At 73.2% G+C, this 15,871-nt stretch carries 15 protein-coding genes; 12 read left to right on the forward strand and 3 right to left on the reverse strand.

Going from position 1 to position 15,871, the window contains the following annotated elements; all coding sequences use genetic code 11:
• The first annotated feature begins 137 nt into the window (after window positions 1-137).
• The 4 genes from rimI (at window position 138) to ACWEQL_RS33975 (ending at window position 2,967) form a co-directional block, all read left to right on the forward strand.
• The gene (gene rimI, locus ACWEQL_RS33960) at window positions 138-617 is read left to right on the forward strand and encodes a ribosomal protein S18-alanine N-acetyltransferase (RefSeq protein ID WP_452154243.1); all 480 of its coding nucleotides are present in this window, start codon (window positions 138-140) and stop codon (window positions 615-617) included.
• Entirely contained in the window at window positions 610-1,701 is a 1,092-nt protein-coding gene (gene tsaD, locus ACWEQL_RS33965; protein ID WP_452154233.1) for a tRNA (adenosine(37)-N6)-threonylcarbamoyltransferase complex transferase subunit TsaD, read from the forward strand. Before rimI ends, tsaD begins: the two co-directional genes overlap by 8 nt.
• Window positions 1,698-1,961, forward strand: coding sequence for a hypothetical protein (locus tag ACWEQL_RS33970; protein ID WP_452154234.1), 264 nt, complete (start codon window positions 1,698-1,700; stop codon window positions 1,959-1,961). The genes tsaD and ACWEQL_RS33970 overlap by 4 nt, the downstream gene beginning before the upstream one ends.
• A gap of 103 nt (window positions 1,962-2,064) precedes the next feature.
• Entirely contained in the window at window positions 2,065-2,967 is a 903-nt protein-coding gene (locus ACWEQL_RS33975) for a polysaccharide deacetylase family protein (protein WP_452154235.1), read from the forward strand.
• 50 nt (window positions 2,968-3,017) lie between these two features.
• Here ACWEQL_RS33975 and ACWEQL_RS33980 read toward each other — a convergent pair whose 3' ends face one another.
• The gene (locus ACWEQL_RS33980) at window positions 3,018-4,220 is read right to left on the reverse strand and encodes a THUMP-like domain-containing protein (protein WP_452154244.1); all 1,203 of its coding nucleotides are present in this window, start codon (window positions 4,218-4,220) and stop codon (window positions 3,018-3,020) included.
• 260 nt (window positions 4,221-4,480) lie between these two features.
• Here ACWEQL_RS33980 and groES point away from each other — a divergent pair, with 260 nt between their 5' ends.
• From groES to ACWEQL_RS33995, 3 genes are all read left to right on the forward strand, one after another.
• Complete coding sequence (gene groES, locus ACWEQL_RS33985) at window positions 4,481-4,786, forward strand: co-chaperone GroES (protein WP_014136232.1); 306 nt, start codon at window positions 4,481-4,483, stop codon at window positions 4,784-4,786.
• A gap of 116 nt (window positions 4,787-4,902) precedes the next feature.
• Window positions 4,903-6,534: a chaperonin GroEL gene (groL, locus tag ACWEQL_RS33990; protein WP_452154236.1), complete on the forward strand. Its 1,632-nt coding sequence runs from the start codon at window positions 4,903-4,905 to the stop codon at window positions 6,532-6,534.
• Between the two features lie 132 nt (window positions 6,535-6,666).
• Window positions 6,667-7,671 carry a LysR family transcriptional regulator gene (locus tag ACWEQL_RS33995; protein WP_452154237.1) on the forward strand — a complete coding sequence of 335 codons (1,005 nt, stop codon included), beginning with the start codon at window positions 6,667-6,669 and terminating at the stop codon, window positions 7,669-7,671.
• A 72-nt stretch (window positions 7,672-7,743) separates the two neighbouring features.
• Here ACWEQL_RS33995 and ACWEQL_RS34000 read toward each other — a convergent pair whose 3' ends face one another.
• On the reverse strand, window positions 7,744-8,070 hold the full coding sequence (locus tag ACWEQL_RS34000; protein ID WP_452154238.1) for a WhiB family transcriptional regulator: 327 nt from the start codon (window positions 8,068-8,070) through the stop codon (window positions 7,744-7,746).
• Between the two features lie 557 nt (window positions 8,071-8,627).
• Here ACWEQL_RS34000 and ACWEQL_RS34005 point away from each other — a divergent pair.
• The 4 genes from ACWEQL_RS34005 to ACWEQL_RS34020 all read left to right on the forward strand — a co-directional run bounded on the left by ACWEQL_RS34005 (window position 8,628) and on the right by ACWEQL_RS34020 (window position 13,427).
• Entirely contained in the window at window positions 8,628-9,239 is a 612-nt protein-coding gene (locus ACWEQL_RS34005; RefSeq protein WP_014136228.1) for a response regulator transcription factor, read from the forward strand.
• A gap of 341 nt (window positions 9,240-9,580) precedes the next feature.
• On the forward strand, window positions 9,581-10,306 hold the full coding sequence (gene shbA, locus ACWEQL_RS34010; RefSeq protein WP_452154239.1) for an RNA polymerase sigma factor ShbA: 726 nt from the start codon (window positions 9,581-9,583) through the stop codon (window positions 10,304-10,306).
• Between the two features lie 316 nt (window positions 10,307-10,622).
• Window positions 10,623-12,125 carry an IMP dehydrogenase gene (gene guaB, locus ACWEQL_RS34015; RefSeq protein WP_452154240.1) on the forward strand — a complete coding sequence of 501 codons (1,503 nt, stop codon included), beginning with the start codon at window positions 10,623-10,625 and terminating at the stop codon, window positions 12,123-12,125.
• Between the two features lie 174 nt (window positions 12,126-12,299).
• Window positions 12,300-13,427 carry a GuaB3 family IMP dehydrogenase-related protein gene (locus tag ACWEQL_RS34020; protein WP_452154245.1) on the forward strand — a complete coding sequence of 376 codons (1,128 nt, stop codon included), beginning with the start codon at window positions 12,300-12,302 and terminating at the stop codon, window positions 13,425-13,427.
• Window positions 13,428-13,503: 76 nt separating this feature from the next.
• Here ACWEQL_RS34020 and ACWEQL_RS34025 read toward each other — a convergent pair whose 3' ends face one another.
• Window positions 13,504-14,082 (reverse strand): hypothetical protein, encoded by a 579-nt coding sequence (locus tag ACWEQL_RS34025; protein ID WP_452154241.1) that lies wholly within the window; start codon window positions 14,080-14,082, stop codon window positions 13,504-13,506.
• A gap of 256 nt (window positions 14,083-14,338) precedes the next feature.
• Between ACWEQL_RS34025 and ACWEQL_RS34030 the strand changes: the two genes are divergently transcribed.
• On the forward strand, window positions 14,339-15,871 hold a 1,533-nt coding region (locus ACWEQL_RS34030; protein WP_452154242.1), incomplete at its 3' end, for a serine/threonine-protein kinase.

Consider the following 15,871-nt stretch of genomic DNA (forward strand, 5'->3'; position numbering starts at 1 on the left):
GATCGACGTCGATCCCGTCGCTTCGGGGATGCGGAGGTCAGTCTTTCCAATTCTAATCCGGCACAATGGGGATAAAGGGCAAATAGAGGGCACGGTAAGGCGGTGCTCCCCACGTGAGCACGGTGACCCTGCGGCCGATGCGCTGGTGGGACATCGATCCGGTGCTCGGCCTGGAGCTGCGGCTCTTCCCGGAGGACGCCTGGTCCGCCGGCATGTTCTGGTCCGAGCTCGCCGAGGCCCACCCCGGCGGCACCCGCCACTACACCGTCGCCACCGCCGCCGACGGCGCGGTCGTCGGCTACGCCGGGCTGATGGCCGTGGCCGGCGAGGGCGACGTGCAGACCATCGCCGTCGACGAGCGCCACCAGGGCGCCGGCCTCGGCGCGGAGCTGCTCGCCGACCTGATCCGGGAGGCCGCCCGCCGGGGCTGCGCCGAAGTGCTGCTGGAGGTCCGGGTGGACAACCCGAGGGCCCAACGGCTGTACGAGCGCTTCGGCTTCGAACCGGTCGGCATCCGGCGCGGCTACTACCAGCCCGCCAACGTCGACGCGCTGGTGATGCGCCTCGACCACCCGCAACTGGACGTGAAGGACCTTAAGGACACCCGCCATGGCTGACGAACCGCTCGTCCTCGGCATCGAGACCTCCTGCGACGAGACCGGTGTCGGCATCGTGCGCGGCACCACCCTGCTTGCCGACGCGGTCGCCTCCAGCGTCAACGACCACGCCCGCTTCGGCGGCGTGGTGCCCGAGATCGCCAGCCGCGCGCACCTGGAGGCGATGGTCCCGACCATCCAGCGCGCCCTGGACACCGCCGGGATCAAGGCCACCGACCTGGACGGCATCGCGGTCACCGCGGGCCCCGGCCTGGCCGGCGCGCTGCTGGTCGGCGTGAGCGCCGCCAAGGCGTACGCGTGGGCGCTGGACAAGCCGCTGTACGGGGTCAACCACCTCGCCTCGCACATCTGCGTGGACCAGCTGGAGCACGGACGGCTGCCCTCCCCGACGATGGCGCTGCTGGTCTCCGGCGGCCACTCCTCGCTGCTGCTCAGCGAGGACATCACCACCGATGTGCGCCCGCTCGGCGCGACCATCGACGACGCGGCCGGCGAGGCCTTCGACAAGGTCGCCCGGGTGCTCGGCCTGGGCTTCCCCGGCGGCCCGGTGGTCGACCGCACCGCCCGCGAGGGCGACCGGAAGGCGATCGCCTTCCCGCGCGGCCTGAGCGGCCCCAAGGACCCGGAGTACGACTTCTCCTTCTCCGGCCTGAAGACCGCCGTCGCCCGCTGGGTGGAGGCCAAGCGGCGGGCCGGCGAGGAGGTGCCGATCGCCGACGTGGCCGCGTCCTTCCAGGAGGCGGTGACCGACGTGCTCACCCGCAAGGCCGTCAAGGCGTGCAAGGACAACGGCGTCGACCACCTGATGATCGGCGGCGGGGTGGCGGCCAACTCGCGGCTGCGCGAGATGGCCCAGCAGCGCTGCGACCGGGCGGGCATCCGGTTGCGGGTGCCGCGTCCGGGCCTGTGCACCGACAACGGCGCGATGGTCGCCGCGCTCGGCTCCGAGATGGTCTGGCGCGACCGTGCGCCGTCCTCCTTCGACCTGTCGGCGGACTCCTCGCTGCCCGTCACCGACGTCCACGTCCCGCACACGGACTTCCACGGGCAGGCGTACGACGCGCTGACCGGCGGCCGGGGGTGACCACCACCGCGGCGATGTGGGAGGCCCGGGCCGCGGACGGGCGGGCCGCCGAGCTGTCGGCCTGGGTGCGCGGGGTCGCGCTGCCCGGGCTGCGCGGCTCGGCCGGGCTGGAGCGCACCGAGCTGTTCGCGGCGCCGGGGGAGCGGGTGCTGCTGATCACCTGGTGGTCCGGCGAGCCCGTACCGGTGCCCGAGCCCCCCGCCGGGCTGCTCGGCCGTCCGGTGCACCGGTGGTCGTTCACCAGCGAGCACGTGGAGTAGGGCCGGCCGGACGGGCCCCGGGGCCGCCGTCCGGGAACCGAACACCTGACCGTTACCGTGCATAGCTGAGAGGCGACGCAACGGGAGCGGGGGGCACGGCGCGGTGGGGACGTACGGGCGGGGCAGGACGAGGGCGTGCGCGGCGGGGGTACTGGCCCTGCTGGCGACCGTCACCGGGTGCGGCGGGGACGGGGGCGGCGGGTCCGCCGGGCCGTCCACGGCCGCCGCGACCGCCGCCACGGCGGGCGGCCCGGCGCCGGCGCCCGCGCCCACCACCGCCCCGGGGGCGCCCTCCGCCCCGGCGGCCGACGCGGCCGCCTGGGCGAAGTGGAACCTCAAGCCGCTGCCGCCGGCCCCGCCCGCGCCCGCCGACAAGCCGGTCAAGCTGGCCCGGACCGGCCCGGTGCCGGTGTTCAGCGACGTCCCCACCCCGGACAGGGTCGTCTTCATCACCATCGACGACGGCGCCGAGAAGGACCCGCGGTTCGTCGAGATGCTGACCGACCTCAAGGTGCCGGTGTCGATGTTCCTGACCCGGGACATCGTCAAGGACGACTACGGCTACTTCAAGAAGCTGCAGGCGCTCGGCAACCACGTCCACAACCACACCTCCGACCACGCCCAGCTCAGCAGGGTCTCCCCGGAGAAGCAGCGGGCCGAGGTCTGCGACGCCCAGGCCGCGCTGACCCAGCAGTACGGCACCGCGCCGCTGCTGTTCCGCCCGCCGTACGGGGACGGCGCGCACACACCGCAGCTCAACACCACCGTGCAGCAGTGCGGGCCGCGGGCGATCGTGCTGTGGCGCGAGTCGATGCAGATCCACGACATGCAGTACCAGGCGGCCGACCGGAAGCTGAAGCCCGGTGACATCGTGCTCGCGCACTTCCGGGGCCCGAAGGACCTCAAGGGCGAGACGATGACGCAGATGTTCGGCGAACTGCTCGCCCGTATCCAGGAGCAGGGCTTCTCGGTGGCCCGGCTGGAGGACTACGTCCAGGCCCCCTGAGCGTCGTCCCCGGACGGGCCCGCCTCAGGGCTGAGCCGGACGGGCCCGCCTCAGTCCTGAGGACGCGTCACCGGCCGGCCGAGCATCATCAGCGGGCCGTGGTCGGTGCGGCTGAGGATCACCGTGGTGCTGTTCGGCCCGCCGGGCCGCAGCTGGCGGCGGAGCTCCTCGGGGGTGATCGCCATCCCGCGCTTCTTGATCACCACCGTGCCGACCGCCCGCTCGCGCAGCAGCGCCTTCAGCTTCTTGATGTTGAACGGCAGCACGTCGGTCAGCTCGAAGGCGTGCGCGTACGGCGTGGCGACCAGCTCGTCGGAGGTCAGGTAGGCGATCTTCGGGTCGATCAGCCGGCCGTTCACCCGCTCGGCGACCTCGGCGACCAGGTGGGCGCGGATCACCGCGCCGTCCGGCTCGTACAGGTAGCGCCCGACCGGCCCGGCCGGTGGGTCGGGCAGGGTGCCGCCGGTGAGCGAGTCGCCGTGCGGCAGCAGGGTGGCGCGGTGCGGGTGGCCGGCCTTCGTGCCGAACCAGAGCACGGCCTCCTTGACGTCGCCGTGGTCGGAGACCCACTCGGCCTCGGCGTCCGCCGGTACGGCCTCGTGGGGGATGCCCGGGGCCACCTTGAGCGCGCCGACGGGGGTGCGCCGGCCCGCCTCGATCGCCCAGGACAGCGGCGGGGTGTACGCCTCCGGGTCGAACACCCGGCCGCGCGCGGTGCGCCGGGCCGGGTCGGTGAACACCGCGTCGTAGCCGGTGACGTCCACCTCGGCGACGTCCGCGCAGCGCACCTCGACCAGGTCGGCCAGGCCCAGCGCGGCGGCGTTCGCGGCGACGGCGGCGCAGGCGGCCGGGTCGCGGTCCACGGCCAGCACCTCGATGCCGGCCCGGGCCAGCGCCAGGACGTCCCCGCCGATCCCGCAGCAGAGGTCCGCCAGCCGCCGGACGCCGAGTGCGGCGAAGCGGCGGGCGCGCCACTCGGCGACCTCGCGGCGGGTGGACTGCTCGACGCCGTTGGGCGTGAAGTACATCAGGTCGGCGTCCGCGCCGAACTTCGCGCGGGCCCGCTGGCGCAGCCTGGCCTGCCCGAAGGCGGCGGAGACCAGCTCGGCCGGGTGCCCGCGGCGCAGCCGGGTGGCCAGCGCGAGCTCCTCCTCGGGGGTGAACTCGCGCAGTTCGGCGAGGAGGGCTTGGCCCTCGGGGGTCAGCAGGGGCTGCAGGGTGTCGGTCTCCACGGGGCCATTCTCCCCGCTCAGGGCGCGGGGCGCGGTCGTGCGGCGGGGGTCCGCGCGGGCGTCCGGCGGGGGCGGCGCGGGCGTCCGGGATCCGAAACGCCGGACGGCTCCGTTGGCACTCTGGTTGACTGAGTGCTAACACCGGCCTATGGTCGTCCTTGGCACTCCCCACGGTGGGAGTGCTAACGCGAAGACGTGTGTCTGACCCCCGCGACGGCAGGCCCGCAGGTTCGCCACCTACCCGTTAGAAAACCCCGTAATCTCCGAAGGGGAGCTCGGACGTGACCACCAGCAGCAAGGTTGCCATCAAGCCGCTCGAGGACCGCATCGTGGTCCAGCCGCTCGACGCCGAGACCACCACGGCCTCCGGCCTGGTTATCCCGGACACCGCCAAGGAGAAGCCCCAGGAGGGCGTCGTCCTGGCCGTCGGCCCGGGCCGCTTCGAGGACGGCCAGCGTCTGCCGCTCGACGTCGCCGTCGGTGACATCGTCCTGTACTCGAAGTACGGCGGCACCGAGGTGAAGTACCAGGGCGAGGAGTACCTGGTCCTCTCGGCGCGCGACGTTCTCGCCATCATCGAGAAGTAAGTCGTTCCAGCCCGCCCCGGATCCGTGTCCCGAGTGACAGGGGCCCGGGGCGTGGTTGTTGGTTCACGTAGTTCGGCGGCCGTCGTGCCGGCCGCAGCCCCGAGGGAATAGGGAACATGGCGAAGATCCTGCAGTTCGACGAGGACGCCCGCCGCTCGCTGGAGCGCGGTGTCAACAAGCTGGCCGACACCGTCAAGGTGACCATCGGCCCCAAGGGCCGCAACGTCGTCATCGACAAGAAGTTCGGCGCCCCGACCATCACCAACGACGGTGTCACCATCGCCCGTGAGGTCGAGCTGGACGACCCGTACGAGAACCTTGGCGCGCAGCTCGTCAAGGAGGTCGCCACCAAGACCAACGACGTCGCGGGTGACGGCACCACCACCGCCACCGTGCTGGCCCAGGCCCTGGTGAACGAGGGTCTGCGCAACGTCGCCGCCGGCGCCGGCCCGGCCGCCCTGAAGAAGGGCATCGACAAGGCCGTCGCCGCCGTCTCCGAGCACCTGCTGTCGGTCGCCCGCGAGGTGGAGGGCAAGGACGACATCTCCGCCGTCGCCGCCCTCAGCGCCCAGGACTCGCAGGTCGGCGAGCTGATCGCCGAGGCGATCGACAAGGTCGGCAAGGACGGTGTCATCACCGTCGAGGAGTCGAACACCTTCGGCGTGGAGCTGGACTTCACCGAGGGCATGCAGTTCGACAAGGGCTACCTGTCGCCGTACTTCGTGACCGACGCGGAGCGTCAGGAGGCGGTCCTGGAGGACCCGTACATCCTGATCAACCAGGGCAAGATCTCCTCCATCCAGGAGCTGCTCCCGCTGCTGGAGAAGATCCTGCAGGGCGGCGCCTCCAAGCCGCTGCTGATCATCGCCGAGGACGTCGACGGCGAGGCGCTGTCCACCCTCGTGGTGAACAAGATCCGCGGCACCTTCAACGCGGTCGCCGTCAAGGCCCCGGGCTTCGGTGACCGCCGCAAGGCGATCCTCGCCGACCTGGCCGTCCTGACCGGCGGCACGGTCATCTCCGAGGAGGTCGGCCTCAAGCTCGACCAGGCCGGTCTGGACGTGCTGGGCACCGCCCGCCGCGTGACCATCACCAAGGACGAGACCACCATCGTCGACGGCGCCGGTGACAGCGAGGCCGTCGCGGGCCGGGTCGCCCAGATCAAGGGCGAGATCGCCAACACGGACTCCGACTGGGACCGCGAGAAGCTGCAGGAGCGCCTGGCCAAGCTGGCCGGCGGCGTCTGCGTCATCAAGGTCGGCGCCGCCACCGAGGTGGAGCTGAAGGAGCGCAAGCACCGCCTGGAGGACGCCATCTCGGCGACCCGCGCCGCGGTCGAGGAGGGCATCGTCGCCGGCGGTGGCGCCTCCCTGGTCCACGCCGCCAAGGTGCTGGACGGCGGCCTGGGCCTCTCGGGCGACGAGGCGACCGGTGTCGCGGTCGTCCGCAAGGCGCTGCACGAGCCGCTGCGCTGGATCGCCCAGAACGCCGGCCTGGAGGGTTACGTCATCACCTCCAAGGTCTCGGAGCTGGAGCTCGGCCAGGGCTACAACGCCGCCACCGGCGAGTACGGCGACCTGGTGAAGGCCGGCGTCATCGACCCGGTCAAGGTCACCCGCTCCGCCCTGGAGAACGCGGCCTCGATCGCCTCCCTGCTGCTCACCACCGAGACCCTCGTGGTGGAGAAGAAGGAGGAGGAGGCCGACAACGGTCACGGCCACTCCCACGGTCACGGCCACTCGCACTGACGCCGAACGGCTGACCGGAGGCCCGGCCGCACCCCTCGGGGGCGCGGCCGGGCCTCCGGCGTGGGGCGGTGCTCCAGTCTTCAACCATCAGTGGAATTTTGCGCTACGCAAAGATTGCCTTATAACTGAGGCATGATCGAGGCCCGCCATCTGCGCGTCCTGCGTGCGGTCGCCCGCACCGGCTCCTTCTCCGCCGCGGCCCGGGAACTGGGCTGCACCCAGCCCGCCGTCAGCCAGCAGATGAAGGCCCTGGAGAAGTCCGTGGACACCCCGCTGGTGGTCCGCTCGGGCCGCGGGATGCAGCTGAGCGAGGCCGGACGGGTGCTGCTCAAGCACGCCACCGGGATCCTGGCCGGGCTCTGCGCCGCCGAGGAGGAGGTCGCGGCGATCGCCGGGCTGCGGGCCGGACGGGTGCGGCTGGTGTCCTTCCCGACCGCGAGCTCCACCCTGGTGCCGCCGGCCGTCGCCCGGCTGCGGGACAGCCATCCGGGGGTCCGCGTGTCGCTGGTCGAGGCCGAGCCGCCGGAGTCGCTGGCGATGCTGCGCGGCGGGGAGTGCGAGGTCGCGCTGGCCTTCCGCTACCCGGGCTCGGCGGGCGCCGCCGCGCTGCCGGTGCCCGGGCACGGCACCCCGCGCGAGGCGCGGGCGGAGGCCAACCTGGAGGCCCAGCAGCTGACGGCGGTCACCGACTGGTCCGATCTGGTGGCCACCCCGCTGCTGGACGACCCGCTGGTGGCCCTGCTGCCGGCCGCGCACCCGCGGGCGGGGCGCGGCGACGGCGTGCCGGTGGGGCTGGCCGAGCTGGCGGGGGAGCAGTGGATCGCGGGGTGTCCGCAGTGCCGGGGGCACCTGGTGGAGCTGTGCGCGGGGGCGGGCTTCGAGCCCCGGATCGACTTCGCGACGGACGACTACCCGGCGGTGGTCGGCCTGGTGGCGGCCGGGCTGGGGGTGGCCGTGCTGCCGGGCCTGGCCCTGTCCTCGGTACGGCCTGACGGCGTGTCGGCGGTGCCGCTGCGGACCGCCTCGGGGGCGCCGGCGGTGCGGCAGGTGGTCGCGCTGACCCTCCCGGACCTCGCCGAGGTGCCGGCGGTGGCGCTGATGCTGGAACGGCTGGCGGGGGCGGCCGCGGAGCGCTGAGTCGGGTTCAGCCCCGCGGGCGGCGTGAAGCGCCGCGAAGAAACGTTTCTCCACGGCGGGCGCGGCGGGTGATCAGCGCTGCAGGCTGGGCGGCATCGCCAGCGGCACCTCGACCATGCGGTTGCGCGAGCGGCCCATCATCTCCTCGCGCTCGTCCTCGGTGAGTCCTCCCCAGACCCCGTACGGCTCCCGGACCGCGAGCGCGTGCGCGGCGCACTCCGTGCGCACCGGGCAGCGCATGCAGACCTCCTTGGCGCTCGCCTCGCGCGAGCTGCGGGCGGCCCCGCGCTCACCCTCCGGGTGGAAGAAGAGCGAGCTGTCCACTCCGCGGCAGGCGGCGGAGAGCTGCCAGTCCCAGAGATCCGCGTTGGGGCCGGGGAGGCGGGAGAAATCTGCCATGGCTCATTCCCTTCAGAAGCTCGTCGGCGCGGGCCGTCGGCCGGCGGCGGGACCGTCGGCTACGGCGGGGCTTCGATGCGCTGGTGTGGACACCTGGAAATATGACTTACGGCAACTCCATGGACAAGTCACCCACAGAGTGGCACAACAGTCAATGACCATACGAAAGCTATAAAAACGGGCAAAGTGGGGCATGGTTCTCCGCAGGCCCGGGCGTGGCAATCGGGTGGCCGACGGCGCGTGCGGCCCCGCACCGGCGTGCGGGTCGCGCGCCCACCGCGCGCGAGCTGCACAAAAGTGCGGCGCGTGCACCGCGATGCGGCTGATCGGTAATGGGTTGGCCACGTACAGTGGTGGACGGCCCTGAAGGCCGTAACTCATTCGAGTGACGGTCGTTGGATGTGCGGAGGCGGTTAGCGGGCGGTGGACGTCGGGAACGATCGCGGGGAAGCACCGGCGATCAGTACGGAAGTCTGTCGCCGATCGGCCGTGTCGGAGAGATTCGTACCAGCCAGGAGGCTCAACGTGACGCGGATCAGCTGCGGAGGACGACGGTCATGACTTCCGTTCTCGTTTGCGACGATTCCCCGCTCGCCCGCGAGGCGCTTCGCCGCGCGGTGGCGACCGTACCCGGCGTCGACCGGGTCACCACCGCGACGAACGGGGAGGAGGTCCTGCGTCGTTGGGTGGCCGACCGCTCCGACCTCGTCCTGATGGACGTCCGGATGCCCGGCCTCGGCGGGGTGGAGACGGTCCGGCGGCTGCTCTCCGCCGACCCCGGCGCGCGGATCATCATGCTCACCGTCGCCGAGGACCTCGACGGCGTCGCGCTCGCGGTGGCCGCCGGGGCGCGCGGGTACCTGCACAAGGACGCCTCGCGCGCCGAGCTGCGGGCCACCGTCACCCAGGCCCTCGCCGACCCGACCTGGCGGCTCGCCCCGCGCCGGCTGCGCAGCCCCGACATGGGCGCGGCGCCGACGCTGACGGCGCGTGAGATCCAGGTGCTGGAGGGCATGAGCCACGGCCGCAGCAACGCGGAGATCGGCCGGGAGCTGTTCCTGTCGGAGGACACCGTCAAGACGCACGCCCGACGGCTGTTCAAGAAGCTCGGCGCCTCGGACCGCGCGCACGCGGTGGCCCTGGGGTTCCGCTGGGGCCTGGTCCGCTGACCACCGGCGGCCCGGCCGGCCCCGGCGTCCTGCCGGCGACCGGGTTCGCGCGCAGGTGTGACGTCGCGGTCCCGAGGTTGCACCATGGAGTGGTGGAGCACCTCGGGGACCAGCGGACAGGAACCGCGGCGAACCACGCAGCCGCGGGAGACTCGGCGAACGGCGCGACGGACGAGGCCGGCGACGGCGGCGGGGCGGGAGGCACGGTGCAGGAGGTGTCGGCGGCGCCCGGCGGTCCGGCGCGCGGCGGCCCGCCGCGCGACGTCGCGGCGCATAACGTTCCGGTGCACAACTCCGGACGCGGTGCCGCGTTTTCCCGATCGACCAGGCACCATGGACCGATGCGTGACGACGAGGCCGCCGCTCCCGGCGAGGCGGACCCGGCGGAGGCCGAACCCTCCGGACCGGGCCGCGCTCCGTCGTGCGCGGACGAGCCCGTCCGCCCGTCCGCCGGCGCGGCCGGTCCGGGCCGTCCGCCGGTGCTCGGCGCCGGCGGCTCCTCGCCCCTGGTCGGCGAGCTGGTCGCGGCCGCCGTGCGCGGCGAGGGCCCGGCCATCGACGCGCTGCTCGCCTACGTCCACCCGCTGGCGCTGCGCTACTGCCGCGGCCGGCTGGTGCGGCTGCCCGGCGGCGCCCGGCACCACGTGGACGACGTGGCCCAGGAGGTCTGCGTCGCGGTGCTCTGCGCGCTGCCGCGCTACCGGGACGAGGGGCGCCCCTTCGAGGCCTTCGTCTACGGCATCGCCGCGCACAAGATCGCCGATCTGCAGCGGGCCGCGATGCGCGGGCCCGGCTCGTCCGTGATCCCGCCGGACGACCTGCCGGAGCTGCCCGACGACGCGCTCGGCCCGGAGGAGCGGGCGCTGCTCAGCAGCGACGCCGCCTGGGCCAAGGAACTGCTGTCCAACCTGCCGGCCCGCCAGCGCGAACTGGTGCTGCTGCGGGTGGCCGCCGGGCTGTCCGCCGAGGAGACCGGCGAGGTGCTCGGGATGTCGCCCGGCGCGGTGCGGGTGGCCCAGCACCGGGCGCTCAGCCGGCTGCGGGCGCTCGCGGAGGAATCCTCCTGATCCCGTGCGCCGTACGGGTCGTTCCCGCGCGGCGTGCGCGCCGGTCCCGTGCGCCGTACGGGTCCGTCCCTCCGGCCGGTGGAATGGCGCACGGCCGGGGGGTGTTGTCAAGGGCACGCGAGACGCATTCCGAGTGCCAGTACCATGGGGTATCGGCGCCTGGGCGGGTCGCCAAAGTTTCGTGGGTGCGGACGGGGTTCCCCTGGAGGTTCCTCCAAAGCATCGAGCGGTGCGGCGGCCTGAGCGAGTGAGCGATGAACGCGCCCCCACCCTCGGGTGCGAGCGGATTAGGCCGGCCACGGAAGGTACCCCCGAAATGTCTTACAACGCCGCAGGCGTACCCGAGAAGTTCGCCATGCTCGGGCTCACGTACGACGACGTCCTGCTGCTGCCCGGGGCCTCCGAGGTGCTGCCGAACCAGGTCGACACCTCCTCGCGGGTCTCCCGGAACGTGCGCGTCAACATCCCGCTGCTCTCCGCGGCGATGGACAAGGTCACCGAGTCGCGGATGGCGATCGCGATGGCCCGCCAGGGCGGCGTCGGCGTCCTGCACCGCAATCTGTCCGTCGAGGACCAGGTCAACCAGGTCGACCTGGTGAAGCGCTCCGAGTCCGGCATGGTCACCGACCCGATCACGGTCGGCCCGGAGACCACCCTGGCCGAGGCCGACGCGCTGTGCGCCAAGTTCCGGATCAGCGGCGTGCCGATCGCGGACGAGGCGGGCAAGCTGCTCGGCATCGTCACCAACCGCGACATGGCCTTCGAGAGCGACCGCACCCGCCAGGTCCGCGAGATCATGACCCCGATGCCGCTGATCACCGGCAAGGTCGGCATCTCCGGCGTGGACGCGATGGCCCTGCTGCGCCGCCACAAGATCGAGAAGCTTCCGCTGGTCGACGACGAGGGCCGGATCAAGGGCCTCATCACGGTCAAGGACTTCGTCAAGGCCGAGCAGTACCCGAACGCCGCCAAGGACTCCGAGGGCCGGCTGATCGTCGGCGCCGCCGTCGGCGCCAGCGCCGAGGCCTTCGACCGCGCCCAGGCCCTGGTCGAGGTCGGCGTGGACTTCCTGGTCGTGGACACCTCGCACGGCCACAGCCACAACGCGCTGTCCTGGATCGAGAAGATCAAGTCCTCGGTCAAGGTCGACGTGGTCGGCGGCAACGTCGCCACCCGCGACGGCGCCCAGGCGCTGATCGACGCCGGCGTGGACGGCGTCAAGGTCGGTGTGGGCCCGGGCTCCATCTGCACCACCCGCGTGGTCGCCGGCATCGGCGTCCCGCAGGTCACCGCGATCTACGAGGCCGCGCTCGCCTGCCGCGCGGCCGGCGTCCCGGTCATCGGCGACGGCGGCCTGCAGTACTCCGGCGACATCGGCAAGGCGCTCGCCGCCGGTGCCGACACCGTCATGCTGGGCTCGCTGCTGGCCGGCTGCGAGGAGTCCCCGGGCGAGCTGCAGTTCATCAACGGCAAGCAGTTCAAGTCCTACCGCGGCATGGGCTCGCTGGGCGCCATGCAGTCCCGCGGCCAGGGCCGCTCGTACTCCAAGGACCGTTACTTCCAGGCCGAGGTGGCCTCGGACGACAAGCTGGTCCCCGAGGGCATCGAGGGGCAGGTGCCCTACCGCGGCCCGCTGTCCGCCGTGCTGCACCAGCTGGTCGGCGGTCTGCGCCAGACCATGGGCTACGTCGGCGCCGCCACCGTCGCCGAGATGGAGAGCAAGGGCCGCTTCGTGCGGATCACCTCGGCGGGCCTCAAGGAGAGCCACCCGCACGACATCCAGATGACCGTCGAGGCGCCGAACTACACCAGCCGCTGACACCGGCAGCGTTCTCACGAGGGGCCCGCGACCGCGGGCCCCTCGCGCGCGTCCGGGGCCCGCTCCCCGGTGTCCGCGGGCCGGGCGTCGCGGTGCGGCCCCGGGCGGGTGCGGGATACTGGGGGCGGCCGGGGTGACCCGGCGGGCATGAGCAACAAACCAGAAGGGCTCGAAGTGACCGAGATCGAGATCGGGCGAGGCAAGCGCGGCCGACGGGCTTACGCCTTCGACGACATCGCCGTCGTCCCCAGCCGCCGTACCCGGGACCCGAAGGAGGTCTCGATCGCCTGGCAGATCGACGCCTACCGCTTCGAGCTGCCGTTCCTGGCCGCCCCGATGGACAGCGTGGTCTCCCCGCAGCAGGCCATCGCCATCGGCCGCCTCGGCGGCCTGGGCGTGCTCAACCTGGAAGGCCTCTGGACCCGCTACGAGGACCCGCAGCCGCTGCTCGACGAGATCGCCACGATCACCGACGAGGCCGCCGCGACCCGCCGCCTGCAGGAGGTCTACGCCGCGCCGATCAGGGCCGAGCTGATCAAGCAGCGGATCCAGGAGGTCCGCGACTCCGGCGTGGTCACCGCCGCCGCGCTCTCCCCGCAGCGCACCGCCGAGTTCTCCAAGGCCGTCGTGGACGCCGGCGTGGACGTCTTCGTCATCCGAGGCACCACGGTCTCCGCCGAGCACGTCTCCGGCGCCGCCGAGCCGCTCAACCTCAAGCAGTTCATCTACGAGCTGGACGTCCCGGTGATCGTCGGCGGCTGCGCCACCTACACCGCCGCGCTGCACCTGATGCGCACCGGCGCGGCCGGCGTGCTGGTCGGCTTCGGCGGCGGCGCCGCCCACACCACCCGCAACGTGCTGGGCATCCAGGTGCCGATGGCCACCGCCGTCGCCGACGTGGCCGCGGCCCGCCGCGACTACATGGACGAGTCGGGCGGCCGCTACGTCCACGTCATCGCGGACGGCGGCGTCGGCTACAGCGGCGACATCCCCAAGGCGGTCGCCTGCGGCGCCGACGCGGTGATGATCGGTGCCGCGCTGGCCCGTGCCACCGACGCCCCCGGCAAGGGCTTCCACTGGGGCATGGAGGCCGTCCACGAGGAGCTGCCGCGCGGCAAGCGCGTCGACCTCGGCACGGTCGGCACCACCGAGGAGATCCTCACCGGCCCGTCGCACACCCCCGACGGCACCATGAACCTGTTCGGCGCGCTGCGCCGCGCGATGGCCACCACCGGCTACACGGAGCTCAAGGAGTTCCAGCGCGTCGAGGTGACCGTCAACCCGGGGCTGCACCACCGCTGAGCGGCGCCGACAACCGTATGACGGGACCCCCGCCGGAACGTTCCGGCGGGGGTCCCGTCATACGCGGCCGGGCGGGTCAGTCGGCGGCGCCGACCTTCTTGGTGACGCTGAAGCAGGCGACCGCGCCGACCCCGTAGAAGATCAGGTCCTTGGCGTTCAGGCTCTCCCTCCAGAGACTGAAGAGGTCGCTGAAGTACGAGCCGTAGATCTCGCCCAGCGGGGCGCCGGTCAGCTTGGAGAGGATCAGCGAGAGCCCGAAGAGCTGGCCCAGGAAGACCGCCACCAGCGACAGCACCACGCCGACCACCGGCAGCAGCGGGTTGCGCCCGCCCAGCTTGCCCAGCGGGAAGGCGATCAGGATCGCCAGGCCGATGGCGGCGTAGGAGATCTCCCGCTCCAGGGCCTTCATCAGGAAGCCGTACCCGAGCGCGCCGACCAGCGCCGCGCCGACGGCGGCGCCGATCGCGGCCCCGGTCCTGGGCGAGCGGGCCGGCTGCGGGGGCAGCGGCGCGTAGGCGTACGGGGTGGGCGCGCCCGGCATGCCCGGGGCGACGTACTCGTTCGGGGCCGGCGGCTGCTGCTGGGCCGGGACCGAGAAGTGCGGGGCGTACGGCTGGCCGGACTGGCCGTCAGGGCCGGGCGCGGGTGTGGTCATGTGATGATTCCCCCGGGATTTCCGATCGGTGAGCGGCCGAACGTTAGCAGCGCCGAGGACGCCTCCGACAGCTGGTTTTGATCACAGGTCGGGCACGGAGTGCCGTACGCGCACCGGGCCGAGGAGGCTGGTGACCGGGGGCGGGTGGTCGAAGGCCCCCCGGACAGGGGATGATGGAGGCTTGGCGTTCGGGCCCGGCGTCGGGCCGACGCGCCGTCACCTCGACCGCCGGCAGCAACATGGGGGAACGTTCCGAATGACCGAGGCGCAGGGTTCCACCGGCCGCCTGCTGGCCGGACGCTACCGGTTGGACGCGGTGCTCGGGCGCGGCGGCATGGGCACCGTCTGGCGGGCCGAGGACGAGATGCTCGGACGGGTCGTCGCGGTCAAGGAACTGCGGATGAACGCCAGCGTCGAGGAGGACGAGAAGCACCGTCTGATCACCCGCACGCTGCGCGAGGCCAAGGCCACCGCGCGGATCCGGCACAACTCGGCGGTCACCGTCTTCGACGTCGTCGAGGAGGACGACCGGCCCTGGATCGTCATGGAGCTGGTCGAGTCCCGCTCCCTGGCGGACGTGATCAAGGAGGACGGGCCGCTGTCGCCCGGCCGCGCCGCCGAGATCGCCCTGGACGTGCTGGGCGTGCTCGGCGCCGCGCACGCGCTGGGCATCCTGCACCGGGACGTGAAGCCGTCCAACGTGCTGATCGGTACGGACGGCCGGACGGTGCTCACCGACTTCGGCATCGCGAGCGTGGAGGGCGACGCCTCCGTCACCTCCACCGGCATGCTGGTCGGCGCGCCCTCGTACATATCCCCGGAGCGGGCCCGCGGCCAGAAGCCCGGCCCGCCGGCCGACCTGTGGTCGCTGGGCGGCACGCTGTACGCGATGGTGGAGGGCCGGCCGCCGTACGACCGCGGCTCGGCGCTGGCCACCCTGACGGCCGTCATGACCGAGGACCTGAGCACCCCGCTCAACGCCGGGCCGCTGCGGCCGGTGATCGAGGGGCTGCTGGACAAGGACCCGGTCAAGCGGCTGGACGCCTCCCAGACCCGGTCGATGCTGCGGCGGGTGGTCGCGGAGGCCACCACCCGGGCGGAGTCGACCACCGAACTGACCGTGCCGCTGGCCGAGGGCGCGGCGGACGGCAAGGCGGGCAAGGGCGGCACGGCGGGCAAGGCCGGCACGGCTGCTCCGTCCGGCAAGGCCGGTGCGTCCGGCAAGGAGGCGCGGACCGAGGGTCGGGAGAAGCCGCCGGTGGGCGGGCTGCTCGGGACGGTCCGGGTGGGCAGCAAGGCCCGGGACGAGGAGCCGGCGCGGCTCCCGGCGGAGGCGGCGGGCGCGGGCGCGGCGGGTGCCGCGGGCGGTGCCGCGGCCTCGACTGCCTCGGCTGCCTCGGCGAACGGTGGACCGGCGTCCGGTGCTTCGGCGTCCGGCGGGTCGGCGAACAGCGCTTCGGCCGACGGGCCCGAGGACGTGCCGCGGCCGATGACCGGCGAGTGGACCCTCGGCGCCACCCAGGCCGCCGGGGCGAACCCGCGCACCGGCCGGCGGCGCCTCGCGGTGGTCGCCGCGGTCCTGGTGCTGCTGCTGATCGCCGGCGTGGTCGCCGTGGTGCAGGCCTTCAGCGGCTCCGGCGGCGCGGCGGGCGGCACCCGCGGCACGGCGAGCGCCAGTGGCACCGCGAGCGCCAGTGGTACGGCCGCGCAGCCCTCGACGGGTGCGGCCACCGGTACCGCGACCACCCCCGCCACCGGCGCCGCGACCACCCCCGCGCCGGCCACCGGC

The organism is Kitasatospora sp. NPDC004240 (assembly GCF_053603215.1).

Coding starts and splice junctions, on each gene's coding strand:
- ACWEQL_RS33995 (WP_452154237.1), top strand. CDS start 6,667: ATGATCGAGGCCCGCCATCTGCGCGTCCTGCGTGCGGTCGCCCGCACC.
- shbA (WP_452154239.1), top strand. CDS start 9,581: ATGCGTGACGACGAGGCCGCCGCTCCCGGCGAGGCGGACCCGGCGGAG.
- tsaD (WP_452154233.1), top strand. CDS start 610: ATGGCTGACGAACCGCTCGTCCTCGGCATCGAGACCTCCTGCGACGAG.
- groL (WP_452154236.1), top strand. CDS start 4,903: ATGGCGAAGATCCTGCAGTTCGACGAGGACGCCCGCCGCTCGCTGGAG.
- guaB (WP_452154240.1), top strand. CDS start 10,623: ATGTCTTACAACGCCGCAGGCGTACCCGAGAAGTTCGCCATGCTCGGG.
- ACWEQL_RS34025 (WP_452154241.1), bottom strand. CDS start 14,082: ATGACCACACCCGCGCCCGGCCCTGACGGCCAGTCCGGCCAGCCGTAC.
- ACWEQL_RS34005 (WP_014136228.1), top strand. CDS start 8,628: ATGACTTCCGTTCTCGTTTGCGACGATTCCCCGCTCGCCCGCGAGGCG.
- rimI (WP_452154243.1), top strand. CDS start 138: ATGCGCTGGTGGGACATCGATCCGGTGCTCGGCCTGGAGCTGCGGCTC.
- ACWEQL_RS34000 (WP_452154238.1), bottom strand. CDS start 8,070: ATGGCAGATTTCTCCCGCCTCCCCGGCCCCAACGCGGATCTCTGGGAC.